The sequence below is a fragment of the Bradyrhizobium sp. CCBAU 53415 genome (assembly GCF_028128735.1).
Classification (GTDB): Bacteria; Pseudomonadota; Alphaproteobacteria; order Rhizobiales; family Xanthobacteraceae; genus Bradyrhizobium.
On the sequence record NZ_LBJF01000002.1, the window covers coordinates 151,912 to 175,742 of the forward strand.

A 23,831-nucleotide genomic window follows, 5' to 3' on the forward strand; every position below is an offset into this window, starting at 1 on the left:
GATCTTGCGTATGCTTGCGCTGCGTAAATTCGAGCCATCCTCACGGCGCCAATCGCGTGTTCTCGAACAAAAGTGGGGTGCTCATGTCAGACGAAGCAAACAAGGGCCTGTTGTCGCCGCTGCGGCGCAAATTGTTGATGGGGATGGCTGCCGTGCCGGCCATCACGATGCTGCCGCGGGCGTCCTTTGCGCAGGCCCCGGCGACCTCGGCGGTCAACACCACAGGTCTTGCGGTCACCGACACCGAGGTGACGGTAGGTATCCTGCATTCGGCGACCGGCACCATGGCGATCTCCGAGACCGGCTCGATCGAGGCCGAAAAGCTCGCCATCGAGCAGATCAACGCGGCCGGCGGCGTCCTCGGGCGCAAGATCAAGTTCATCCAGGAGGACGGCGCCTCCGATTGGCCGACCTTCGCAGAAAAGGCCAAGAAGCTGCTGGTCAACGACAAGGTCGCGGCCATCATGGGCTGCTGGACCTCGGCCTCGCGCAAGGCGGTGCTGCCGGTCGTCGAGCAGTATAACGGCATGCTCTATTACCCGACCTTCTATGAGGGCCTCGAGCAGTCCAAGAACGTGATCTATACCGGCCAGGAAGCGACCCAGCAGATTCTCGCCGGCCTGAACTGGATCGCCAAGGAGAAAGGCGCGAAGACCTTCTTCTTCATCGGTTCCGACTACATCTGGCCGCGCACCTCGAACAAGATCGCGCGCAAGCACGTCGAGAACGTGCTGAAGGGCAAGGTGGTCGGCGAGGAGTATTATCCGCTCGGCAACACCCAGTTCAACTCGGTCATCAACAAGATCAAGCTGACCAAGCCCGACGTGATCTTCACCGACGTCGTCGGCGGCTCCAACGTCGCCTTCTACAAGCAGCTCAAGGCTGCCGGCATCGATCTCGCCAAGCAGCCGCTGCTGACGATCTCGGTGACCGAAGACGAAATCGACGGCATCGGCGGCGAGAACATTGCGGGTGCCTATGCCTGCATGAAATATTTCCAGTCGCTCGACAATCCCAACAACAAGGCCTTCGTGCCCGCGTTCAAGAAGATGTGGGGCGAGAAGACCGTGATTGGAGACGTCACCCAGGCTGCGTATCTCGGCCCGTGGCTGTGGAAGCTGACGGTCGAGAAGGCCGGCTCCTTCGACGTCGACAAGATCGCTGCGGCCTCGCCGGGCGTCGAGTTCAAGGGCGCTCCGGAAGGTTACGTGCGTATCCATGAGAACCATCACCTCTGGTCGAAGACCCGGGTGGGGCGCGCCAAGCTCGATGGTCAGTTCGAGCTGATCTACGAGACCGCCGACCTCGTCGAGCCGGATCCGTTCCCCAAGGGCTACCAGTAAGAAGCGCCATCGGTAAACGGCGACATCCGTCGCGCTTTCTCCCAGGCACCAAGCCGCTCCCTGGCGTGGATCGCAAGTCCATGCCCAAGCCCCCGCGTCGCGACTCTGCATCGCGACGCGGGACCCTTATCCCCGACGGAGGACATCGATGTTCGGCGACTATTCGCTTGGTGACCTTGGCTCCATCTTCGTCATGCAGGGCTTTGCAGGACTGATCCTGTTCTCGGTCTACGTCCTGATGGCGCTGGGGCTCGCGATCATCTTCGGCCAGATGGGCGTCATCAACATGGCCCATGGCGAGTTCATGATCCTCGGGGCCTACGTCACCTGGATGACTTCCAATCTGTTCCAGACCTACATGCCGAGCCTGTTCGGCGGCTACTTCTTCCTCGCAATGATCCTCGCCTTTGTCGCGTCCGGTGCGTTGGGCATGCTGGTGGAGTGGGTGCTGATACGGCATCTGTACAAGCGCCCGCTCGATACGCTGCTCGCCACCTGGGGCCTCAGCCTGATGCTGCAGCAGGCCTATCGCTCCGTGTTCGGTGCGCGCGAGGTCGGCGTCGAGCTGCCGCAGTGGATGCTGGGCTCGCTGCACGTCACCGACAGCATTGAAGTGCCGATCAACGGCGTCTTCGTGATGTGTCTCACCGTGCTGATCACCATCTCCGTCGCCTACGTTCTCTACATGTCGCGCTGGGGCCGCCAGGTGCGTGCGGTCGTGCAGAACCGCATCATGGCCGGGGCCGTCGGCATCAATACCGAAAAGGTCGACCGCTATACTTTCGGCCTCGGTTGCGGCATCGCCGGCGTTGCCGGCAGCGCCTTCACCATGATCGGCTCGACCGGCCCGACCTCCGGCCAGCTCTACATCGTCGACACGTTCCTGGTCGTCGTGTTCGGCGGCGCCGCCAGCCTGCTTGGCACCATCGCCTCGGCTTTCTCGATCTCGCAGACGCAATCGACGCTCGAATTCTTCATGTCGGGCTCGATGGCGAAGGTGCTCACGCTGCTCGCTGTCGTCGGCATCCTGATGCTGCGGCCGCAGGGTCTCTTCGCCCTCAAAGTCCGCAAATAACGAGAAGCAGGCAAGCCATGATCATCAACTCACGCTTCTTCAATCGCTCCGAACTCACGGGCTTTGTCGTCCTGGCCGCCGTGCTGTTCGTGATCCTGCCGCTGTCGCTGGACGTGTTCCGCCTCAATCTGGTCGCGAAATATTTGACCTACGCCTTCGTCGCGCTCGGCCTCGTGCTGTGCTGGGGGTATGGCGGCATTCTGAGCCTGGGGCAGGGCGTGTTCTTCGGCCTCGGCGGCTACTGCATGGCGATGTTCCTCAAGCTCGAGGCCTCGAGCGTCGAGAACACGAAGATCCAGTCGACGCCCGGCATTCCTGACTTCATGGACTGGAATCAGATCACGTCATTACCGTTGTTCTGGCAGCCATTTCACAGCCTCACCTTCACCATTCTCGCCATCATCCTGGTTCCCGGTCTCTTCGCCCTGATCATCGGCACTGCGATGTTCAAGCGGCGTGTCGGAGGCACCTATTTCGCGATCATCACCCAGGCCGTCGCCGCCATCCTGACCATCCTGATCGTCGGGCAGCAGGGCTATACCGGCGGTATCAACGGCATGACCGATTTGCGCACGCTCAAGGGCTGGGACATCCGGCCCGATCACGCCAAGGTCATCCTGTACTTCGTCGAGGTGGTGCTGTTGTTCGCCTGTATCGGCATCGCACAGTTCATCCGCCTGACCAAGCTCGGCCGCATCCTGGTGGCGATGCGCGAGCAGGAGGACCGCGTCCGCTTCTCCGGCTACAGCGTCGCCAACTTCAAGATCTTCGCCTTCTGCATGGCCGCGGTCTTCGCCGCGATCGGCGGCGCCATGTTCGCGCTCAATGTCGGTTTCATGTCGCCGTCCTTTGTCGGCATCGTGCCGTCGATCGAGATGGTGATCTACACCGCCGTCGGCGGGCGAATGTCGATCTTCGGCGCGATATGGGGGGCCATCCTGGTGAATTTCGCCAAGACCAGCCTGTCGGAATCCTTCCCGCAACTCTGGCTGTTCGGCCTCGGCGCGCTGTTCATCGCGGTCGTGCTCGCCTTCCCGAACGGCCTGTCCGGGCTCTGGGCCGATTACGTGCAACCTCGCATTGATCGGCTGTTCGCATCGCGCAAGGCGAAGGCGGACTGGAACGGCAATTCTGTCGCCGACGGCGCACCGGCAGAGTGAGGGGATCATCATGCTCGTCGGACATCACGATGCCGATGCCACGCTGGCAGTGGGGAGATAGATCATGCTCGTCGGTCATCACGATGCCGATGCCACGTTGGCAGTTAGGAGATAGATCATGCTCGTCGGTCATCAGCCGAAGGAATTCCTGCTCGCGGTCTCCGGACTGACCGTCTCGTTCGACGGGTTCAAGGCGGTCAACGATCTCTCCTTCTACGTCGAGGAGAACGAGATTCGCGTCATCATCGGTCCCAATGGTGCGGGCAAGACCACGGTGCTTGACCTGATCTGCGGCAAGACCAAGGCGACGTCGGGCTCGATCCAGTTTCGTGGCAAGGAGCTCACGAAGATGAAGGAGAACGAGATCGTGCAGACCGGCGTCGGGCGCAAGTTCCAGACGCCGTCGGTGTTCGAGGACCTCACGGTGTTCGAGAACCTCGAGATCTCGTTTCCGCGCGGCCGCACCGTGTTCGGCTCGTTGACCTTCCAGCGCGACCAGCCGGTGAAGGACCGGGTCGAGGAGGTCGCAGAGATGATCTTTCTCAAGGACAAGCTCAACACCTATGCCGACGAGCTCAGCCACGGCCAGAAGCAGTGGCTCGAGATCGGCATGCTGCTGATCCAGGACCCCGACCTGCTGATGCTGGATGAGCCGGTCGCCGGCATGAGCGTGTCCGAGCGGGCCAAGACCGCCGAATTGCTCAACCGCATCATCAAGAACCGCTCGGTGCTGGTGATCGAGCACGACATGAAATTCGTCGAGGACATCGCGCACAAGGTCACCGTGCTGCACCAGGGTCAGATCCTCTCGGAGGGGACCATGGAGAAGGTGAAGAACGATCCCAAGGTCATCGAAGTTTATCTGGGGCGCTGAGGAGAATCTCGATGCTGGCAATTTCTGACCTCCACGTCGCCTACGGCCAGAGCGAGGTGCTGCACGGCCTCAACGTCAAGGTCGCGCCCAACGAGATCGTCGCGATCATGGGCCGCAACGGCATGGGCAAGACCACCTTGATGAAGTCGCTGATGGGGATCCTGCCGGCAAAAAGCGGCTCGGTGACGATGGACGGCACCGAGCTCGGCGGCCTCAGGAGCTACGAGCGCGTGGCCAAGGGCCTCGCCTACGTGCCGCAGGGCCGCATGATCTTCTCCACCATGACGGTGAAGGAGAACATCGAGACCGGCCTCGTCGTCTCCGGCGGGTCGGAGGTGCCTGGCGACATTTACGAACTGTTCCCGGTGCTGCTGGAAATGAAAGGCCGCCGCGGCGGCAATCTCTCCGGCGGCCAGCAGCAGCAGCTTGCGATCGCGCGCGCGCTCGCGACCAAGCCGAAAGTTCTGCTGCTGGACGAACCGACTGAAGGCATCCAGCCGTCGATCATCAAGGAGATGGCGCGCACCTTGAAGCGTATCCGCGACGAGAAGGGCCTTTCGATCGTCGTCTCGGAACAGGTGCTGAGCTTTGCGCTCGACATCGCCGACCGCGTGCTGGTGATCGAGAACGGCGAGATCGTGCGCGACGATCCGCGCGACGCCGTCGATGCCGCGCAGGTCTCGAAATATCTGTCCGTCTAACCAACCGTAGTAAAGGGGAGCATCTCGATGCCAGAGACACTGATCAAGGTCGATCTCACCAAGTCGGCCTATGAAAATGACATGGTGCATAACCGCTGGCACCCCGACATCCCGATCGTGGCCTGGGTCAATCCCGGCGACGACTTCATCATCGAGACGTATGACTGGACCGGCGGCTTCATCAAGAACAACGATTCCGCCGACGACGTGCGCGACATCGACCTTTCGATCGTGCACTTCCTGTCCGGCCCGATCGGCGTCAAGGGCGCCGAGCCCGGCGATCTCCTCGTGGTCGACCTGCTCGACGTCGGGCCGCTCAAGGAGAGCCTGTGGGGCTTCAACGGCTTCTTCTCCAAGCAGAACGGCGGCGGCTTCCTCACGGACCATTTCCCGCTGGCGCAGAAGTCGATCTGGGACATCAAGGGCCTCTACACCTCGTCGCGCCATGTGCCCGGCGTGAATTTTGCGGGCCTGATTCATCCCGGCCTGATCGGCTGTCTGCCGGATCCCAAGATGCTGGACACGTGGAACAAGCGCGAGGCCGAGCTGATCTCGACCAACCCGACGCGCGTGCCCGGCCTTGCCAATCCGCCCTTCGCGCCGACCGCCCATGGTGGCCGCGCCAAGGGCGACGTGAAAGCCAAGATCGGCGCGGAGGGAGCGCGCACCGTGCCGCCGCGCGAGCACGGCGGCAATTGCGACATCAAGGATCTCTCGCGCGGCTCGAAGATCTACTTCCCGGTCTATGTGCCGGGCGCGGGCCTGTCGATGGGCGACCTGCACTTCAGCCAGGGCGACGGCGAGATCACCTTCTGCGGCGCCATCGAGATGGCCGGCTGGCTGCACCTGAAGGTGGAAGTGATCAAGGACGGCATGTCGAAATACGGCATCAAGAACCCCATCTTCAAGCCCTCGCCGATCACGCCGAACTACAAGGACTATCTGATCTTCGAGGGCATCTCGGTCGACGAGGCCGGCAAGCAGCACTATCTCGACGTTCACATCGCCTACCGCCAGGCCTGCCTCAACGCCATCGAGTATCTGAAGAAGTTCGGCTACTCCGGCGCGCAGGCCTATTCGATCCTCGGCACCGCGCCGTGCCAGGGCCACATCTCCGGCGTGGTCGACGTACCCAATGCCTGCGCCACGCTGTGGCTGCCGACCGAGATCTTCGACTTCGACGTGATGCCATCGGCGGCCGGTCCCATCAAGCACCTCACCGGCGATATCCAGATGCCGATCTCGCCGGACAAGTGATCCCTGCGCGACGAAATGCGGGACGGCGCGCACTTGCCGCCCCGCATCCGCCGCCAGGTGTGTTGAGCAGGCTCCAGCGTGGGGATGATGCGATGCCGGTCTACGAATATCTTTGTGACGACTGCGGTCCATTCAAGGACCTTCGCCCGATGGCGGAGTGCGACGATCCGCAAAGCTGTCCGCACTGCGAGACGTTGGCCCCCCGCGTCATCCTGACCGCACCGAACTTCTTCTGCATGCCGGCCGACAAGCGCAAGGCGCATGCGGTCAACGAGCGCAGCACGCATGCGCCGCAGACGCTCGCCCAGTACAAGGCCTCGCACGGCCCCGGCTGCGGCTGCTGCTCCTCAGGCAAGACCGTGAAGGACAAGGGCGCAACGGACGGGAAGAAACCGGCGCGTCCGATGACCAAGACCGGGGGCGGTGCCAAGGGTTTTCCGACGGCGCGGCCCTGGATGATCAGCCACTAATCTACGCGACCGCCTGATCGGCGGCGACCCAGAACAACGAGTCACGTAAAGGAGCGGTCAACATGCTTCACGGCGACATTTCCAGCAGCAACGACACCATCGGCGTTGCAGTGGTCAATTACAAGATGCCCCGCCTGCACACCAAGGCGGAGGTGCTCGATAACGCCCGCAAGATCGCCGACATGATCGTCGGCATGAAGCTCGGCCTGCCCGGCATGGACCTCGTGATCTTTCCGGAATATTCCACGCAAGGCATCATGTACGACTCCAAGGAGATGTACGAAACGGCATCCATGGTGCCGGGCGAGGAAACCGCGATCTTCGCCGAGGCCTGCCGCAAGGCGAAAGTGTGGGGCGTGTTCTCGCTCACCGGCGAACGCCACGAGGAGCATCCGCACAAGGCGCCCTACAACACCTTGATCCTGATGAACGACAAGGGCGAGATCGTGCAGAAGTACCGCAAGATCATGCCCTGGGTGCCGATCGAGGGCTGGTATCCCGGCAATTGCACCTATGTCTCCGAGGGCCCGAAAGGCCTCAAGGTTAGCCTGATCATCTGCGACGACGGCAACTATCCGGAGATCTGGCGCGACTGCGCCATGAAGGGCGCCGAGCTGATCGTGCGTTGCCAGGGCTACATGTATCCGGCCAAGGAGCAGCAGGTCATGATCTCCAAGGCCATGGCCTGGGCCAACAACGTCTATGTCGCGGTCGCCAATGCCGCCGGCTTCGACGGCGTCTATTCCTATTTCGGCCACTCCGCGATCATCGGCTTCGATGGCCGCACCCTCGGCGAATGCGGCGAGGAGGATTACGGCATCCAGTACGCCCAGCTCTCGAAACATTTGATCCGCGACGCGCGCCGCAACGGCCAGTCGCAGAACCATCTCTACAAGCTGGTCCACCGCGGCTACACCGGCATGATCAATTCCGGCGACAGCCCGCGCGGTATCGCGGCGTGCCCGTATGATTTCTACAAGAACTGGATCAAGGACCCCGAAGGCACGCGCGACATGGTGGAAGCGATGACCCGTTCGACCCCGGGCACGGACGAGTGCCCGATCGACGGCATCCCGAATGGAGCGTCTCCAAGCAATTACTGAGTCGTTGCCGGCGCACGTCACCTGCTCGCATGTCGGCAGGGACGTCGCGCGCCAGGTAGCGGTACTACCGCTTCTGCTCCGTGGGCTTGCGCGGTGGACGCGGCGGGGGCGCGGGCGTCCCACTCATCTTGTTGGCGGCCTCGCTGACGTCGAGCAGCGAGCGGCGGATGTCTTCGAGATAGGTCGCCGACTTCTTCTTCATGATGTCGGCAAGCTCGTGCAGTCCCTTGATCTTCTCCAACAGCTCGTCGGCCTTGCCGTCGACGAAGCCTGGCACCACGCCCTCGATCTTTGCGACCGCCTTGTCGAATCCCGCAAAGGCGCTGTCGACCTTGGCCATGACCGAATCGATTTCCGCGCCCTTGCTCCTGAGGTCGGCGGTGTGGCTCTCGAACGTGCCCAGGCCCTCCTTGATCGCCGGCGCGTTGTTCACGATCGTGCGGTCGACGCTGTGCAGGGTTTCAACGATGGATTCGGCGTCGCTGAGATCGGCCGTCAGCACGGGGATGCCGTCCGAGTCCAGCGGCACCGGCGGCGCAGAGGGAGCGCCGCCGATCAGCGAGATCGCGGCAACGCCGGTGAGGCCCTGGAACTCGATGCCTGCCGCGGTGTCCTTGCGGATCGGTGCGGTGTTGTCGAGCATCACCAGCGCCACGATCCTGCGGGGGCTGTCGAGCTTGATCGACAGGATCTGGCCGGCGGGCACGCCGTCGAAATTGACCGGCCCCCCGCGGCGCAGGCCGCTGGCGGAACCACCCTCGAACACCACGCGCAACTGGCTGCGGCTCTGGATGGTGCGCCACTTCTGCACGCCGAGCACGCCGCCGAACGCCACGGCGATCGCCGCCAGCGTTGCCGTTCCGATCACAAGATTGCTCGCGCGCGCCATGCAGGAAGGATTTTACGACCAAAGCGGGGAAGTTGGAAGGAGCCGGCAATGGTACATCGGGCGGGTTAACGACTTGCCCGCCGAAGCTCGGAGAGCGAAGGCGGAAGCGTAACCCGCCACCATCTCTCGCATGCGTAGAGGTGAGTCGGCGGAATACGCCTCGCCAATCCACCCTACAGGACTTCAATGTCCGGCCGCGCGTCTTGCCGCGGCATTGTTGAGCACGATCAGGGCATCGACGGCCACACCCGCCCGGGGGTTGATCAGGAACGGGTTGATGTCAACCGAGGCGATCCGGTCGCCGGCATCCGCGATCAAATTGGACAGGCCGACCAGCGCCTTCACCGCCGAGGCCTCGTGCAGGGCTGGCCTGCCGCGATAGCCCCGCATCTTGATGCCGGCCTTGGTGCGGCCGATCAGGAGCCGTGCCTCGGCCTCGTCCAGCGGCGCGCCGGCGAGGGCGACGTCCTTCATCAGCTCGATGTCGATGCCGCCAGTCCCGAACAGCACGACCGGACCCATCTCGGCATCGAGCGAGGCGCCGACGACCAGCTCGAGATCGGCCTTGATCTGCTGCGCGATCAGGATGCCGTCGAGCTTCGGCTTGCCCTTCAGCCTCGCCACTCGCGCCGTGATGTCGGAAAATGCCTTCTTCACTTCGGCCGCGCTGCTGAGGTTCAGCACCACGCCCCCGATGTCGGACTTGTGCAGGATCTCGGCGCTGACGACCTTTGCGACGACCGGGAATCCGATCTGCTTGGCGATCTTCACGGCTTCGGCGGCCGTCTGTGCGATCGCCTCCTTCGAGATCGGGATGCCGTAGGCCTTCAGGAGCTTCTTGGAGGCGACTTCGTCGAGCGCTGCGCCGCTGGCCGATCTCAACGTCTTCTCCAGCACGGCGCGCGCGGAAGGCTTCGAACTCGAGACGATGTCGGGCACCTCTTTGCACAGTTTCGCGTAGTCGAGCAGCGACTTGATCGCGGTCACTGCGCGGTCCATGCCCTGCATGACTGCAAGATGCGGCAGCGACTTGCGCAAGGTCTTGGTGAACTCGGTGAAGCCGATCGACATCGCGCTGATATAGATCACCGGCTTGCCGGCCTGCCCCGCCATGTCGTTGACGATGCGCAAGTTGCGCTCGCGCAGCTCGTGCGGCGCTTTCGGCAGTTCGGCATCGACGATGACGATGTCGATATCGGGGTCGTCGATCATCAGCTTGATCGACTTCATGTAGACGGAGGGATCGACGACGGCGGCGAAGCCGGCGTCGAGCGGGTTTCCGACGATCGAGCCCGGGCCGAGCATCTTCGCCAGCTCCGAGCTGACATGCGGGCTCAACGGCGCGAAGTTCAGCCCGGCGGCGTAGAAGGCATCGATCAGCATGCCGCGCTTGCCTCCGGACAGCGTGACGGCGGCGAGCCGGCTGCCTTTGGGCGCGGCGGCGTGAACGAAGCATTCGGTGGTCTCGATCAGTTCGTCGAGCCCGCCAACCCGGATCACGCCCTCGCGCGTCGCAATGGCGTCGAATGTCTCGATCGAGCCCGCCAGCGCGCCGGTATGGGCCATCGCCGCGGCGCGGCCACCCTCCGACGCCCCGAGCTTGAGCGCAATCACGGGCTTGCTTGCGGCGCGCGCCGCCTTGCAGGCTTCGCGGAAGGCCCTGGTGTTGCGCACGCCTTCGAGGTAGACGACGATCACCCTGATGCTCGGATCCTCGGCGAAATAGCGCATCAGGTCCGGCGTCTCGAGCCCGGCCTCGTTGCCGGTCGTGACCATGTAGCCGACACCGACGCCGCGATCCTCCAGCGCCTGGCGGATCGCCATGACGATGGCGCCGGATTGCCCGGCGATTGCCACCGCGCCCTGTTCCATGGTGACGACACGATCGTCGATGTTGGTGAACAGCTTTTCGCCGGCGCTTAGATTGCCGAGGCAGTTCGGGCCCGTGACGGCAAGGCCCGTCTCGCGCACGGCCGCCTGCAATTCGGCGGCGAGCTTCTGGCTTTCGTCATCCTGCAATTCGCTGAAGCCGGAGGTGACGATGGTGGCCGAACGCGCGCCGGCTGCTGCGGCGTCGCGGATCACCTGCACGGCCGAGCGCGCCGGCACCAGCACCAGGACGTGATCGGGCTTCTCGGGAAGGCTCGCAAAATCCTTGTAGCAGGGAACGCCCCAGATGGCGTCACGCTTGGCGTTGATCGGATAGAGGCCGCCCTCGTAACCGTACTTGACCAGATTGTTCCAGATACGCTCGGCATAATTGCCGGGCTTGTCGGTCGCACCCACCAACACGATGTTGCGCGGGTGCAGCATGGCGTGGATACCCTTGACGATGTCGCTGGCGTCGGGCGGCGGAAACCATGGACGGAACGCGGACGCAGCAGACACATGGGCTTCCATAGCGTGACCTCACCTGTTGTTCTTATTTGGTGGCGCGTCGCTCTGTTCTATGGCGAGTCCGTCGGAGTGGCAACCATGTGGGTGTCATGCCGTGTGGTGGAATGAAGTCCGCTTCGACGCGTGAACCCGCAGGGCGATCTAACTGCTGGCCCCAATCAATGTTGCATGCAGAACGTAGCGCTCGGGGCCGGAAGTGACGGCGTCGAATGGCCAGCAGGTCGCGAGAACGAGCTCGAAACCCTCGGTCGCAGGATCGATGCCCGATGCATCGAAACGGACCACGGCCGTGGAATCCGCGCGATAGCGAAAGTGTCGGCCGTCGCTGCGTGTGACATCGATGACGTCACCAATGGCGACATTCCGCAGGAAGCGGAAATGAGTGTCGCGATGGGCGGCATAGACGGCGATCCCGCGTTCACCCGCATCGGCCGATTGGTGGATATGGCCGGGTCCAAAGGCGAGCGCCTGTCCGCTCGCGCCTTCCAGCACGATCGCGCTGGCGCCGATCCGCTTGACCTCGATCCGCGCCACCGGCCAGGTGTCGGCCCACGGCCATGGCTTCACCGCCTGTCCCGTCGCAATGCTTCGGTCGAATGCCCGCTCGAGCAGCACCTGCGCCAGCCAGGCCTTGGCATGGATGTAGGCGCCGTCGCCGAACAGGATGAGTCCGACGAGCGCGAGAGCCAGAGGAGAGACGAGGCGGGGCATTGTGTATCTCTTGTTCGCCGTTCCGGGGCTCGCGCAGCGAGAACCCCGAACCTCGAGATTCCGGGTTGGGCTCTGCGAGCCGCCCCGGAATGACGTGGAGAAAAAGGCGCGCGCGGCCGTTATGGGACGGGCAGCCGCGCGCGCTAACAGAGGAGTTCGGGGGGCTCCTCTCTCAAGCGGCGTCAGTGAGCAAGGACCGACGCCGGTTGAACACGAGCAGGATCAGGGCGAGCGCGATCAGGATCAGGCCTGCGACCATCTTCAGCTCGGCCGAGGTTGCAGTCTTGGGCAGGCGGATCGTGTCGGGTGCCGCGGGTGTCGGCTGGTTGCGCCCGTCGGCATGGCGTTCGCGCAGCTGTGTCGGCGTCAGATGCGGCCGCTCGCCGAACACTTTCTCGAAATCCCAGCCGGCCGGAAGATTGATCGGCAGGTAGCTGAGCCTCAGCGGCTCGCCTTCGGGCCGGCTCGGCGTCCTGTCGACCGCGACGAGGCTGGTGAGCCGTGTGACGATCTGATGATCGAGCGCCAGCGCCAGGATCGCCTTGTCGGATTCTTCGGGCGTCGTCTCGCGCATGGCGCGCGCCACTTCGGCATCGCCGATCTTGCGCTTGGCCCAGAGCTTTGACAGGCCCTTGCCTTCGGCGGCGCTTTGCAGCGGCAGCGTCACCGACCACGGACGATCGCCGACGCGTCCCTTGATCTCGAGCGAGCCCGCGAGCTTGTCGAGCCTGGCCGCCAGCACCAGCGGCTCGTCGCGATAGATGTCGGGGATGATCGCCGGAGTGACATCGGCCTTGGCGTCGGAGAATTTTGCGGTGAGGCCGGTCACCGCCGGATTTTCCAGCCTGGCGAACAGGCCGCGCATGCGCTCCTCGACCTGCTCGACCGAGCCGATATGGGTGAAGGCGCCGCGGCCGAGCTCGGCGGCGCGCGTCATCAGAAAGGTGTTGGGCGCCGAGCCGATGCCGACCATGAACACGCGCGAACGGCCGCGCATCGCCGTGATCGTCTCGAACAATTGCTGCTCGTTGCCGATCGCGCCGTCGGTCAGGAACACGATCTGGCGAACCATGCTGCCGTGAACGAGCTTGTCGGTCAGCGCGGCACGCATCGCCGGCACCATCTCGGTGCCGCCGCGCGCCTGCAACGCACCGACGAAGGAGCTCGCCTCATTGACATGCGCGGCATCCGCCGGCACCGAGGCCGGAAACAGCACGTCCATGGTGTCATCGAAACGGATCACGTTGAAGCGGTCATTCGGCTGGAGGCGGCCGAGGGCATAGAGCAGGCTCGCCTTGGCCTGAACGATGGAGGTGCCGCCCATCGATCCCGAATTGTCGATCACGAACACGACCTCGCGGGGCAGCGGCTTCTGCGTTGCCTGCTCGACGGCGGGCGGAGTGACGAAGGCGAGCAGGTAATCGGAATCGCCGACATGCTCGCGGAACAGGCCGACCGATGGCGCCGTGCCCGCGGCCGGCTTCCAGGTCAGCTCGAAGTCACGATCGGCGGGGACAGCGCCATCAGCGAGCGTGATGACACGCGTCGTGTTGTCCGGGTTGTCGACCTTGACGTTATGGTGGTGGCTCCTGACCTCGCCGAGCGCGAAGCCGGCCTTCAGGCGCACCGTGATGCTGGTCGGGTTGACCGGCGCATTCCTGGCGGGGTCCAGGACTGTCGGGGAGATGCGATCGCGGTCGGGCACGGGATCCGACGACGTGGCGCCCCAGCCGGAGCCGTCCTTGCGGAAGTCGACGCTTTGCACGATCGGTGCCGGATTGTAGCGCGGGGCGACCACCAGCGGCACGCGGAGCGAATATTCGTTGCCGGATTGATGCACCGGCTCCTGATATTCGATCTGCACCAGCACGGTCTCGCCGGGACCGATATTGGCGACCGAATTGCTAAAGATGTTGGGCCGCTCCTGCTCGGTCAGCGCGGCCTTCTGGCCGGCGCTTCGCGCCTGCTCGTAGATCATGCGAGCCTGCTGCCGCTCCTTGATGTCGCCGACGATGACGCGGTCGCCGACCACCATCTTCAGCGTGTCGACGGCACCATTGGTGGCGAGCGGATAGACATAGGTGGCCGCGACCCAGTCCCTGGTCGGATTGCGGAACACTTGCGTGAGTCGGGCGCGCAGCGTCGGACCCGACACGGTGATGTCGATGTCGGTGCCGAGACGAATCGCCTCGGTGGTGGCGCCGTCCTCCTTCAACAGCAGGCTGCCCGACCGCGCCTCGCCAGGTTGGAGCAGGCCGGCCTGTTCGGTCGTCGCCGACCAACCGGTTCCGAGGCTCACCAGCAGGGCCACGAAGGCGACCAGCATCACCGCGATGCCCTGCGCGAGGAGGAACAATCCGAGCTTGATCAGTCGCCTCAGGATAGGGTGTTCGTCGCCGTCGGCTGTGTCGTAGGTATCCATTTGGCCTGCTCCAAGGGGCTGTTTGCTGGCTCTCAGGATCGGCCTGGAGAGGCTGATTTCGCGAGCAGAATGATCGGCAATGTTCCGCCGCGGCCGGCCCGAGCAGGCTGCCGCCGGGTGGCCACGTGCGGTTTTGTGCTGGTTTGTCCGCCCTGCTAGAATGGCGCTCAAAGGGCAGGGTTGACGATGCATATGCAGGCCGACAAGCAGCTTTCGGACGAGCAGAGTCGCGAAATCGCGGAGACCATTCGCGAGGAGCTGGCCAGACGCCGGATCTCCCGGCAAGCCCTGGCCGAGCAGGCCAAGCTCAGCCTGTCGACCTTGGAGAAGGTGCTCGGCGGCCGCCGGCCGTTCACGCTGGCGACGACGGTCCGGCTGGAGCAGGCGCTGGGCGTGTCCTTGCGCAAAAGCGCCATCGTGATGGCGCCTCCGGCCGCAAACGACGTCGCGCCCGACAGCCTCGGCTCCTATGCGCATCGCGCGGTGACCTGGCTCGAGGACGTCTACATCACCCTGCGCCCGTCCTTCGGCGACAAGGACGCGATCTTTGCCTATCGCACCGAGATCGTCTGGGAGCCGAAATTCTCAGCGCTGGTCTTTCGCGAGGGCGAGCGGACCGACGCCGCTTATGAGCACACCGGCGAGGTCGCCGTGCCCCATCAGTCCGGCTTCGTCTACCTCGTCATCATCAAGCACGGCCAGCATCGCGTGATCACAGTGTCGCGGCCGACGGTTGCCGGCGAGATGTACGGCATCATCTCGACGCTCCGCGCCGGCCCCGGCTCGCAGCTGACGCCGATCGCTGCGCCCATCGCCTATGTGCCGCTCAGGAATATTCCGAAGCCGTCCTTGGGGCGGGTTGCGCCGGACGACGCCAACTACGTCCTGTATCGAAAGCATCTGCGCCGCACGGTGGAAGAGCCCTTTGCGCTCTTCCTCCCGGCATAGCCTCGCTTCGACCTCGTTCATACAAAAAGATAGCGGCCTTTTCGGCCGCTATCTGGGTTGGCATGTTCAGCTGATGCGATCTAGCCTCCGGTCTCGGCGCTGATGATGTCGCCGAACAGCTCCCACTGACCAGCCTTGAAGCGGATCATCTTGAGTTGCTCGATCGGCGCGAAGTCGTTGGGACCGGTGTTGACCTTGATGCCGGGGATCAGCGTATCGGGCGTAAAATCCTTCAGGCTCGCGGCCTGCTTCATCACGTTCGCCCGCGTCAGGTTGTCGCCACACTGCTTCAAGGTCTGTACCAGGGTCTGCGCTGCGGCATAGCCGTAGACGATGTTGGTGTCGGAGACGTTGGCGCCCGGCATGTACTTGTCGATGAAGGCGAGAAACTTCTTCATGCCTTCGTCGTCCTTCCATTGCGGGTCCGATGCGTCCTTCAGATAGCTCGCCGACAGCACGCCTTCCGACGCATCGAGCCCGGCCGGCTTCATCACCGCGCCGATCGAGATCGACACGTCGGTCATCACATGCATCGGCCTCCATTCGAGCTCGGCGATCTTCTTGATCGCCTGCGCCGCGAATTTCGGCGTCGAGATGTTGACGAAGACGTTGGCGCCGGAGCCCTTCAGCTTGACGATGTGGGAATCGATCGACGGCTCGGTCGTCTCGTAGCTCTCTTCCGCGACGATCAGCGAGGAGGCTTTATCGCCGAAGATCTCCTTGATGCCAGCGACGTAGTCCTTGCCGAAATCGTCATTGGCATAGAAGATCGCGACCTTCGAGTCGGGCTTCGTCTGCAGGATATATTTCGCGAAGATCCGCGCCTCGACCCGGTAGCTCGGCTGGAAGCCCATGGTCCAGGGAAAGCCCTTGGGGTCGTTCCACTTGCTGGCGCCGGTGGCGAGGAAGAGCTGCGGGACCTTCTTGGCGTTGTGATACTTCTGCACGGCGGTCTGGGTCGGCGTGCCCAGTGCGTTGAAGACGAGGAACACCTCGTCGCTTTCGATCAGCTTGCGGACCTGCTCCACGGTCTTGGGCGGCGAATAGCCGTCGTCATAGGAGATCCAGTTGATCTTCCGGCCGTTGATGCCGCCCTGGTCGTTGATCATCTTGAAATAGGCTTCCTCGGTCTTGCCGATGATGCCGTAGGCGGAGGCAGGACCGGAATAGGCCTCGACGTTGCCGATCTTGATTTCCGTGTCGCTGGCGCCGGTATCGTATTTCTTTTGCGCATAAGCGCCTTGAATCGAAAGCAAGGTCAGGGCCGTTGCCGCGGCGAGGAGGGTGATTTTCTTGTTCTTCATGGAAATTCCTTGGCGTTTCTTGTGGGTGGGGCAGACACTTCAAAAAGAAAAGCGCCCGCGAGGGGCGCTTCGATCAGGCACTGGCGACCTTCTTGTCGACTTCGGAAGCCACCGAGAACTCCTTGCGCAGGGTCGGTTTGTGGATCTTGCCGGTGGCGTTGCGCGGTAGCGCTTCGACGAAGCGGATTTGGCGCGGGCATTTGAAACGCGCCAGATTGGCCGCGCAATGGGCGAAGACCTGTGTCTCCGTCAGCTTTTGTCCGGGCTTGACCGCAACGATGGCAAGGCCCACCTCGCCCCATTTCGGATCGGGAATGCCGATCACGGCAGCCTCCGCGATGGCCGTGAGCTGGTGCAGGACGTTCTCGACCTCGGCCGGGTAGACGTTCTCGCCACCTGAAATGTACATGTCCTTCCAGCGATCGACGATGTAGTAGAAGCCTTCTTCGTCGACGCGGGTCGCATCGCCGGTGTGCAGCCAGCCGTCGGTGAAGGAGATCCTGTTCGCTTCCGGCCTGTTCCAGTAGCCCGGCGTGATGTTGGGTCCCTTGACCCAGAGCTCACCGAGCTCGCCGACATCGGCATCGCTGCCGTCGGGACGCACGATGCGCACTTCGGTATGCAGCACCGGCTTGCCGGCGGAGCCGGCCTTGCGCGCCGCATCCTCGCGATCGAGCACCAGCACCGCCGGCGAGGTCTCGGTCATGCCGTAGCCCTGCTGAAGCGCCACGCCGCGCGCCTCCCACACCTTGAGCAGGGGCACCGGCATCGGAGCACCGCCGACACCGCCGACGATCAGCCGGCTGAGATCGGTCGTTGCGAAGGCGGGATGCTGCGCCATGAACTGGTAGATCGCGGGTACGCCGAAGAACACGTTGATGCCCTGCGCGGGATCGTTGATCAGCCCGAGCGCCGTGCCGGGATCGAAGGCGCGCATGATCATCGCGGTGCCGCCGGCATGCAACACCGGGTTGGTGTAGCAATTGAGCCCGCCGGTGTGGAACAGAGGCAGCACGGTAAGCAGCACCGAGGATGGTCCGATGCAGGCGGGGCCGCCGAGATTGACGCAATTCCAGAACGTCATGCCATGGGTGATAGTCGCGCCCTTGGGATGCCCGGTCGTGCCCGACGTGTACATGATGGTCGAGACGTCATCGAGCGTGACTTCCTCGGCTCGGTCGAGCGGCTTTGCGGCCGCGGTGCCGGCTTCGTAGGTGCCGCCGGGGCCGAGCAGCAGGCTCGTCGTGACGCCGCAGAGCTTTGCAACGGCAAGCGCCGTCTCGGCGAGATCGTTGTCGTGGATCATTACCTTCGGCGCGCAATCGCTGGTGATGAACTGAAGCTCCGGAACGGTCAGCCGGGTGTTCAGCGGTACGAAGATCGCACCCAGGCGGCCGCAGGCGAACTGCACCTCCAGCGTATCGGTCGTGTTCAGCGCCAGCACCGCGACGCGGTCGCCGCGGGAAACGTTCAGGGAGTGACGCAGGAAGGAGGCGAGGCGCGAGACGCGGGCATCGAGCTGCGAATAAGTAAACCGGCGCTCGCTCGCGAGGTCGATCAGCGCGACCTTGTTCGGCGTGCGTCGGCCATGATGGGCGATCCAATCGTAGTAACGAACGGCCAAGAATTCCTCCCTCGACGGTCTGTGCCGCCCTCCTTCTTGCTGCCCGTGCACCATGCCCGGCGGCGCACTGGCGCCAGCCGGAGTCTGTGCAGCAACGTCTTTTTGAGCCAGAGTTAGCCTGTGTGGGACGAAAATCGTCTTGCGTGGAGTTGCTAGGCCATAGGCTGCGGTGGAGCGGCTCCTATGGTCAGCCACTCTGCGCAAGTGAATCGCAATTGTTCCAGCCATGGTGGACGAGCGAATCCGCCAACAGGGCGAGACTAATGAAGAGCCCGTTCTATACCGCCGAGCATGACGCCTTCCGGGACGTCATGCGCCGTTTCGTCGAGAAGGAGATCACGCCGTTCGCCCATGAGTGGGACGAGGCCGGTGAATTCCCGCGCGCGCTCTATCGCAAGGCGGCCGAGATCGGCCTCCTGGGGCTCGGTTTCCCCGAGGAATATGGCGGGATCGCCGCCGACCAGTTCATGAAGATCGTGGCCAGCCAAGAGCTGGCGCGCGCCGGCGCCGGGGGCGTCAGTGCCAGCCTGATGAGCCACACCATCGGATTGCCGCCGATCGTGCGCGCGGCTCGGCCCGAGGTGAAGGCGCGCGTGCTGCCGCAGGTGCTGTCGGGCGAGAAGATCTCCGCGCTCGCGATCACAGAGCCGGGCGGCGGCTCCGATGTCGCGAACTTGAGCACCCGGGCCCGGCGCGACGGCGATCACTACGTCGTGAGCGGCGAGAAGACTTTCATCACCTCGGGCATGCGCGCCGACTATCTGACCGTTGCAGTGCGCACTGGCGGCGAGGGTGCCGGCGGGGTCAGTCTGCTCCTGATCGAAGGCGACACGCCCGGCCTGTCGCGGACCAGGCTGAAGAAGATGGGTTGGTGGGCCTCGGACACCGCGACGCTGCATTTCGACCAATGCCGCGTGCCGGCAGAAAACCTGATCGGTGAGGAGGGTCAGGGGTTCAAGATCATCATGCAGAACTTCAACAGCGAGCGCATGGGCATGGCGGCAAGCTGCACCGCCTTCGCCCGGGTCTGCCTCGACGAGGCGATTGCCTATGCCAGGGAGCGCAAGACCTTCGGCAAGCCGCTGGCCCAGCACCAGGTGATCCGCCACAAGATCGTCGACATGGCGCAGAAGGTCGCAGCCTCGCAGGCGATGCTGGAGATGCTGGCCTGGCGGCTCGAGCAGGGCGAAAGCCCGGTCGCGGAAATCTGCATGATGAAGAACCAGGCGACGCAGACCATGGCCTTCTGCGCCTCGGAAGCCGTGCAGATCTTCGGCGGCGCCGGCTTCATGCGCGGCATCAAGGCCGAGCGCATCTACCGCGAGGTCAAGGTCAACGCCATCGGCGGCGGCACCGAAGAGATCATGAAGGATCTGGCCTCAAGGCAGATGGGGTTGTGAGAATACATGCGTCGTCCCGGGGCGCGCGCAGCGTGAACCCGGGACCTGGAGCTGAGTCCCAGACATATCGAGGTTCTCAGGTGCGGAATTGCGCACCATAGTTCGACGCTGCGCGCCGCCCCGGAACGACAGGAAAGAACATGCTGTTCACCGCCGACCATGACGACATTCGCCGTAGCTTGCAAAAGTTCATCGCGAACGAGATCAATCCTCATGTCGATGAATGGGAGAAGGCTGACATCTTCCCGGCGCACGAGCTGTTCAAGAAGATGGGTAGCCTCGGCTTTCTCGGCCTGAACAAGCCGGTCGAATTCGGCGGCTCTGGTCTCGATTATTCCTACGCGCTGATGATGGCGGAGGAGTTAGGGGCCATCACCTGCGGTGGCGTGCCGATGGCGATCGGGGTGCAGACCGACATGGCGACGCCGGCGCTGGCACGATTCGGCTCCGACGAGGTGCGTCGCGAATTTCTGGCGCCCTCGATTGCCGGAGATTACGTCGCCTGCATCGGCGTGTCCGAGCCCGGCGCGGGCTCCGACGTCGCCTCGATCAAGACCCAGGCGCGCTCCGACGGCGACGATTACGTCATCAACGGCGGCAAGATGTGGATCACCAACGGCACGCAGGCCGACTGGATCTGCCTGCTCGCCAACACCGGCGACGGGCCGGTTCACCGCAACAAGTCGCTGATCTGCGTGCCCATGAAGAGCAAGGGTGTCACCGTCGCGCGCAAGCTCGACAAGATGGGCATGCGCTCCTCCGACACCGCGCAAATCTTCTTCGACAACGTCCGCGTGCCCAGGCGCAACCGGATCGGCGAGGAGGGCAAGGGTTTCACCTACCAGATGATCCAGTTCCAGGAGGAGCGCCTGTGGGGCGCGGCCGCCTGCCTCAAGGCGCACGAATACATCATCAACGAGACGATCGAGTACACCCGCAACCGCAAGGCCTTTGGCCAGAGCATCCTCGACAACCAGGTCGTGCACTTCAAGCTTGCGGAGATGCAGACCGAGGTCGAGCTGCTGCGCGCGCTGATCTATCGTGCCGCGGAACAGCTGGTGGCGGGCGAGGACGTGACGCGGCTTGCGACCATGGCCAAGCTGAAGGCCGGCCGCCTCGGCCGCGAGCTCACCGACGCCTGCTTGCAATATTGGGGCGGAATGGGCTTTACCAACGAGACGCCGGTCAGCCGCGCCTATCGCGACAGCCGCCTGACCTCGATCGGCGGCGGTGCCGACGAGGTCATGCTGATGGTCCTGTGCAAGATGATGGGCACGCTGCCCGGCAGCAAGGGAAAGTCCTGATGATCACGCTCTATCACTGCGACGCCGCGCGCTCGTTCCGCCCGCTCTGGATGCTGGAGGAGATGGGGCTGCCCTATGAGCTGAAGATGCTGCCGTTCCCGCCGCGCGTCTTCGCCAAGGAATATCTTGCGCTCAATCCGCTGGGCACGATTCCCTTCATGGTCGACGGTGAGACCAAGATGACCGAATCCTCCGGCATCTGCCACTATCTCGGCGTCAAATACGGGCCGACGCCGTTGATGGTTGGACCTGAGGATCCCGCCTATGGCGCCTTTCTGAACTGGATGTATTTCAGCGATGCCACGTTAACCTTCCCGCAGACGCTGGTGCTCCGATACACCCAGCTCGAACCGGAGGAGCGCCGCAACCCGCAAGTCGCCACCGATTACGCAAAATGGTTCTTGGGGAGACTGCGCGCCGTCGAGGCAGCGACGGCGAATGCCGAAACATTGTGCGCGGGCCGCTTCACCGCCGCTGACATTGTCATCGGTTACGCGCTGCGCCTCGCGAGCGACATTGGGCTTGCCAAGGATTTTGGGCCAAATGTCGCAGCCTATTGGGCGCGCCTGCAGCAGCGCGACGGTTTCAAGCGTGCCGTCGCTGCGGAACGGAAGGCCGGCGCCGAGCAGGATGTTGCGCCGAGGGTGAGGGCGTAAGGGAGGCCGTCATTCCGGGGCGATGCGCAGCATCGAGCTCCGGTGCGCCCTTGCGCACCTGAGAATCTCGAGGTTCCCGGCTCGGTCCTGCCGACCGCCCCGGAACGACCGTGCGTGTTTCCATGACAGCGCTATCCCATCGTGACAGCGCCCAAATTTCCGCTAAGGTGACCTCCGTCCGCAGCGGCCAGAGAGCCGCGCGAGGAGGATCCCAATGGAAGATAAAGGTCGCGAATCCGACCATCTGATGCTGATCACGCCGGAGCGGGTGTTTTATGCCGGTTTGCTTGGCCGCCCCCGCAAGAGGACCCCCGGTTGCTGCCACGTCTATGTCGCGGTGAAGGGCAATTTGCACCTGACGATCGACGACGTCCTCGCCATCGGTGAGCTGTTCGTCACCCTGCCGAACCAGCGGCATTCCATCGCCAGCGACTATCGCACCGTCATCAGCGTGACGCTGGAGCCGGAAAGCATGCCGGATGGCGTGATCGAGGCCCTGGCCGAGCGGCTGCGCGGACCGGACAAGGCCGCCTATGCCCGCAACATCCTCGCCGCCTACGCGCTGCTGCGCCAGCGTCGCTATGGTGACATCACCACCGCCGAGTTCGACGAGATGTGCTTCGGCGAGGCGCTTCCGCGCCGCGTGCTCGATCCGCGTGTGACCCGCGCCGTCGCCCGCATCGAGCGCTTCTCCGGCGAACCGGTGACGGCAGATGCCTGCGCGGCTGAAGCAGGGCTGTCGGCTTCGCGCTTCCTGCACCTGTTCAAGGAGGAGACCGGCATCTCGTTCCGCTCCTTCCGCGCCTGGAAGCGCGCGCGGCATTTGCTGCACTTCGCCAATCAGGACCTCAACCTCGCCCATCTCGCGCAGGACATCGGCTATCCCGACTCGACCCATTTCAGCCACTCGATCCGCCGCTTCTATGGATTGAAGCCGCGCGCGATCTTCGTCGGCTCGCGCGATCTTGCTATCTACCGCAGCACCGAGACGGTGCGGGAGCTTGCGGAGGCGAGCTAGCACTGCTCCCGTAGGGTGGTTAGCTGGCGGCTGCGCGAAGCGCAGTCCGCCAGCGTAACCCACCACTGACCATCCGCGGTGAGGAAAGTTGGTGGGTTACGCCTGCGGCTAACCCACCTACGATTCGTCGTTTTTCCCAGCTTCTCCGCGCAAGAAGCCGCATGCCCCGCATCACATGATCGCAAGCGTTGAATTCTCAACGTGCGAGATATTTTTGGCATGAGCGACAAGGCCGTCATCACCTGCGCGCTGAACGGCGTGCTCACCGACCCCAAGCAGCACAACGTGCCCGTGACGCCCGAGCAGATGGCGCGCGAGGCCAAGGCTGCGTTCGATGCCGGCGCGTCCATCATGCACATCCATCTGCGCCAGCAGGCGCCGGGCAAGGGACATCTGCCGTCCTGGGAGGTCGCTGTCAGCAAGGAGATCCAGCAGGCAATCCGCGAAGCCTGCCCTGGCGTCATCATCAACCACACCTCGGGCGTGTCTGGGCCGAACTACTCTGGCGCGCTCGACTGTATCCGCGAGACCAAGCCGGAGATCGCTGCCTGCAACGCCGGCTCGCTGAACTACCTGAAGGTGAAGGCCGACAACAGCTGGGCCTGGCCGCCGATGATGTTCGACAACGCGGTCGAGAAGGTGAAGGACTATCTCGACGTCATGAATGCGGTCGGCACCATCCCCGAGTTCGAGTGCTTCGACGTCGGCATCGTCCGTTGCGTCGGCATGTATCGCCAGGTCGGCATGTACAAGGGCCCGCTCGAATATAACTTCGTGATGGGCGTGGCGTCCGGCATGCCCGCTGATTCCGAGCTGCTGCCGATCCTGATCAAGCTGAAGCGCCCCGAGGCGCATTGGCAGGTCACCGCGATCGGCCGCGAGGAGATCTGGCCGCTGCACCAGCGCTGCGCCGAGCTCGGCGGTCACTTGCGCACCGGTCTCGAGGACACCTTCTATCTCGCCGACGGCAGGAAAGTGACGTCGAACGGCCAGCTGATCGAGGCCGTCGCCGCCTGCGCAAGGCGTGCGGGCCGCGAGATCGCGAGCCCCGCCGAGGCGCGGAAGATCTTTGGGACGAATCGCTGAACGCAGTTTCACCCGTCATTGCGAGCGAAGCGTAGCAATCCAGAATCTTTCCGCGGAGGCAGTCTGGATTGCTTCGTCGCTTCGTTCCT

20 protein-coding genes are annotated in these 23,831 nt (G+C 63.7%); 14 read left to right on the forward strand and 6 right to left on the reverse strand.

The window, feature by feature from the left end; genetic code table 11:
• Positions 1–83 precede the first annotated feature (83 nt).
• The 8 genes from urtA (at position 84) to XH87_RS07110 (ending at position 7,983) form a co-directional block, all read left to right on the forward strand.
• On the forward strand, positions 84–1,343 hold the full coding sequence (gene urtA, locus XH87_RS07075) for an urea ABC transporter substrate-binding protein (RefSeq protein WP_271586684.1): 1,260 nt from the start codon (positions 84–86) through the stop codon (positions 1,341–1,343).
• Positions 1,344–1,491: 148 nt separating this feature from the next.
• Positions 1,492–2,418, forward strand: a complete 927-nt coding sequence (gene urtB, locus XH87_RS07080; protein ID WP_035716118.1) for an urea ABC transporter permease subunit UrtB — start codon at positions 1,492–1,494, stop codon at positions 2,416–2,418.
• A 17-nt stretch (positions 2,419–2,435) separates the two neighbouring features.
• A complete protein-coding gene (gene urtC, locus XH87_RS07085) occupies positions 2,436–3,578 on the forward strand; it encodes an urea ABC transporter permease subunit UrtC (RefSeq protein ID WP_035716122.1) in 1,143 nt (380 codons plus the stop codon).
• Between the two features lie 118 nt (positions 3,579–3,696).
• Positions 3,697–4,452 carry an urea ABC transporter ATP-binding protein UrtD gene (gene urtD, locus XH87_RS07090; protein ID WP_271586685.1) on the forward strand — a complete coding sequence of 252 codons (756 nt, stop codon included), beginning with the start codon at positions 3,697–3,699 and terminating at the stop codon, positions 4,450–4,452.
• An 11-nt stretch (positions 4,453–4,463) separates the two neighbouring features.
• On the forward strand, positions 4,464–5,153 hold the full coding sequence (urtE, locus tag XH87_RS07095; RefSeq protein ID WP_271586686.1) for an urea ABC transporter ATP-binding subunit UrtE: 690 nt from the start codon (positions 4,464–4,466) through the stop codon (positions 5,151–5,153).
• Between the two features lie 27 nt (positions 5,154–5,180).
• Complete coding sequence (gene fmdA, locus XH87_RS07100) at positions 5,181–6,410, forward strand: formamidase (RefSeq protein WP_271586687.1); 1,230 nt, start codon at positions 5,181–5,183, stop codon at positions 6,408–6,410.
• Positions 6,411–6,502: 92 nt separating this feature from the next.
• Positions 6,503–6,880, forward strand: coding sequence for an FmdB family zinc ribbon protein (locus XH87_RS07105; RefSeq protein ID WP_271586688.1), 378 nt, complete (start codon positions 6,503–6,505; stop codon positions 6,878–6,880).
• 62 nt (positions 6,881–6,942) lie between these two features.
• Positions 6,943–7,983: an aliphatic amidase gene (locus tag XH87_RS07110; RefSeq protein ID WP_271586689.1), complete on the forward strand. Its 1,041-nt coding sequence runs from the start codon at positions 6,943–6,945 to the stop codon at positions 7,981–7,983.
• Between the two features lie 64 nt (positions 7,984–8,047).
• On the opposite strand, the gene XH87_RS07115 is transcribed toward XH87_RS07110, so the two are convergent.
• The 4 genes from XH87_RS07115 to XH87_RS07130 all read right to left on the reverse strand — a co-directional run bounded on the left by XH87_RS07115 (position 8,048) and on the right by XH87_RS07130 (position 14,402).
• Positions 8,048–8,872 carry an MlaD family protein gene (locus tag XH87_RS07115; protein ID WP_271586690.1) on the reverse strand — a complete coding sequence of 275 codons (825 nt, stop codon included), beginning with the start codon at positions 8,870–8,872 and terminating at the stop codon, positions 8,048–8,050.
• Positions 8,873–9,055: 183 nt separating this feature from the next.
• Positions 9,056–11,272, reverse strand: a complete 2,217-nt coding sequence (locus XH87_RS07120) for an acetate--CoA ligase family protein (RefSeq protein WP_271586691.1) — start codon at positions 11,270–11,272, stop codon at positions 9,056–9,058.
• Positions 11,273–11,410: 138 nt separating this feature from the next.
• A complete protein-coding gene (locus XH87_RS07125) occupies positions 11,411–11,980 on the reverse strand; it encodes a class GN sortase (RefSeq protein WP_271586692.1) in 570 nt (189 codons plus the stop codon).
• 172 nt (positions 11,981–12,152) lie between these two features.
• Entirely contained in the window at positions 12,153–14,402 is a 2,250-nt protein-coding gene (locus XH87_RS07130; protein WP_271586693.1) for a marine proteobacterial sortase target protein, read from the reverse strand.
• Between the two features lie 186 nt (positions 14,403–14,588).
• On the opposite strand from XH87_RS07130, the gene XH87_RS07135 reads away from it, so the two are divergent.
• A complete protein-coding gene (locus XH87_RS07135; protein ID WP_271586694.1) occupies positions 14,589–15,350 on the forward strand; it encodes a helix-turn-helix transcriptional regulator in 762 nt (253 codons plus the stop codon).
• Positions 15,351–15,430: 80 nt separating this feature from the next.
• Here the strand turns inward: XH87_RS07135 and XH87_RS07140 are convergent, their stop codons facing one another.
• Both XH87_RS07140 and XH87_RS07145 read right to left on the reverse strand, forming a co-directional pair.
• A complete protein-coding gene (locus XH87_RS07140; protein ID WP_271586695.1) occupies positions 15,431–16,654 on the reverse strand; it encodes an ABC transporter substrate-binding protein in 1,224 nt (407 codons plus the stop codon).
• A 73-nt stretch (positions 16,655–16,727) separates the two neighbouring features.
• Positions 16,728–18,278: an acyl-CoA synthetase gene (locus tag XH87_RS07145; RefSeq protein ID WP_271586696.1), complete on the reverse strand. Its 1,551-nt coding sequence runs from the start codon at positions 18,276–18,278 to the stop codon at positions 16,728–16,730.
• A 263-nt stretch (positions 18,279–18,541) separates the two neighbouring features.
• On the opposite strand from XH87_RS07145, the gene XH87_RS07150 reads away from it, so the two are divergent.
• The 5 genes from XH87_RS07150 to XH87_RS07170 all read left to right on the forward strand — a co-directional run bounded on the left by XH87_RS07150 (position 18,542) and on the right by XH87_RS07170 (position 23,742).
• Positions 18,542–19,678: an acyl-CoA dehydrogenase family protein gene (locus XH87_RS07150; protein ID WP_271586697.1), complete on the forward strand. Its 1,137-nt coding sequence runs from the start codon at positions 18,542–18,544 to the stop codon at positions 19,676–19,678.
• 140 nt (positions 19,679–19,818) lie between these two features.
• A complete protein-coding gene (locus tag XH87_RS07155) occupies positions 19,819–20,982 on the forward strand; it encodes an acyl-CoA dehydrogenase family protein (RefSeq protein ID WP_035716697.1) in 1,164 nt (387 codons plus the stop codon).
• On the forward strand, positions 20,982–21,638 hold the full coding sequence (locus XH87_RS07160; RefSeq protein WP_271586698.1) for a glutathione S-transferase family protein: 657 nt from the start codon (positions 20,982–20,984) through the stop codon (positions 21,636–21,638). The genes XH87_RS07155 and XH87_RS07160 overlap by 1 nt, the downstream gene beginning before the upstream one ends.
• Positions 21,639–21,852: 214 nt before the next feature.
• Positions 21,853–22,656 (forward strand): helix-turn-helix domain-containing protein, encoded by an 804-nt coding sequence (locus tag XH87_RS07165; protein WP_271586699.1) that lies wholly within the window; start codon positions 21,853–21,855, stop codon positions 22,654–22,656.
• Between the two features lie 219 nt (positions 22,657–22,875).
• Positions 22,876–23,742 (forward strand): 3-keto-5-aminohexanoate cleavage protein, encoded by an 867-nt coding sequence (locus tag XH87_RS07170; RefSeq protein WP_271586700.1) that lies wholly within the window; start codon positions 22,876–22,878, stop codon positions 23,740–23,742.
• Positions 23,743–23,831: the final 89 nt, after the last annotated feature.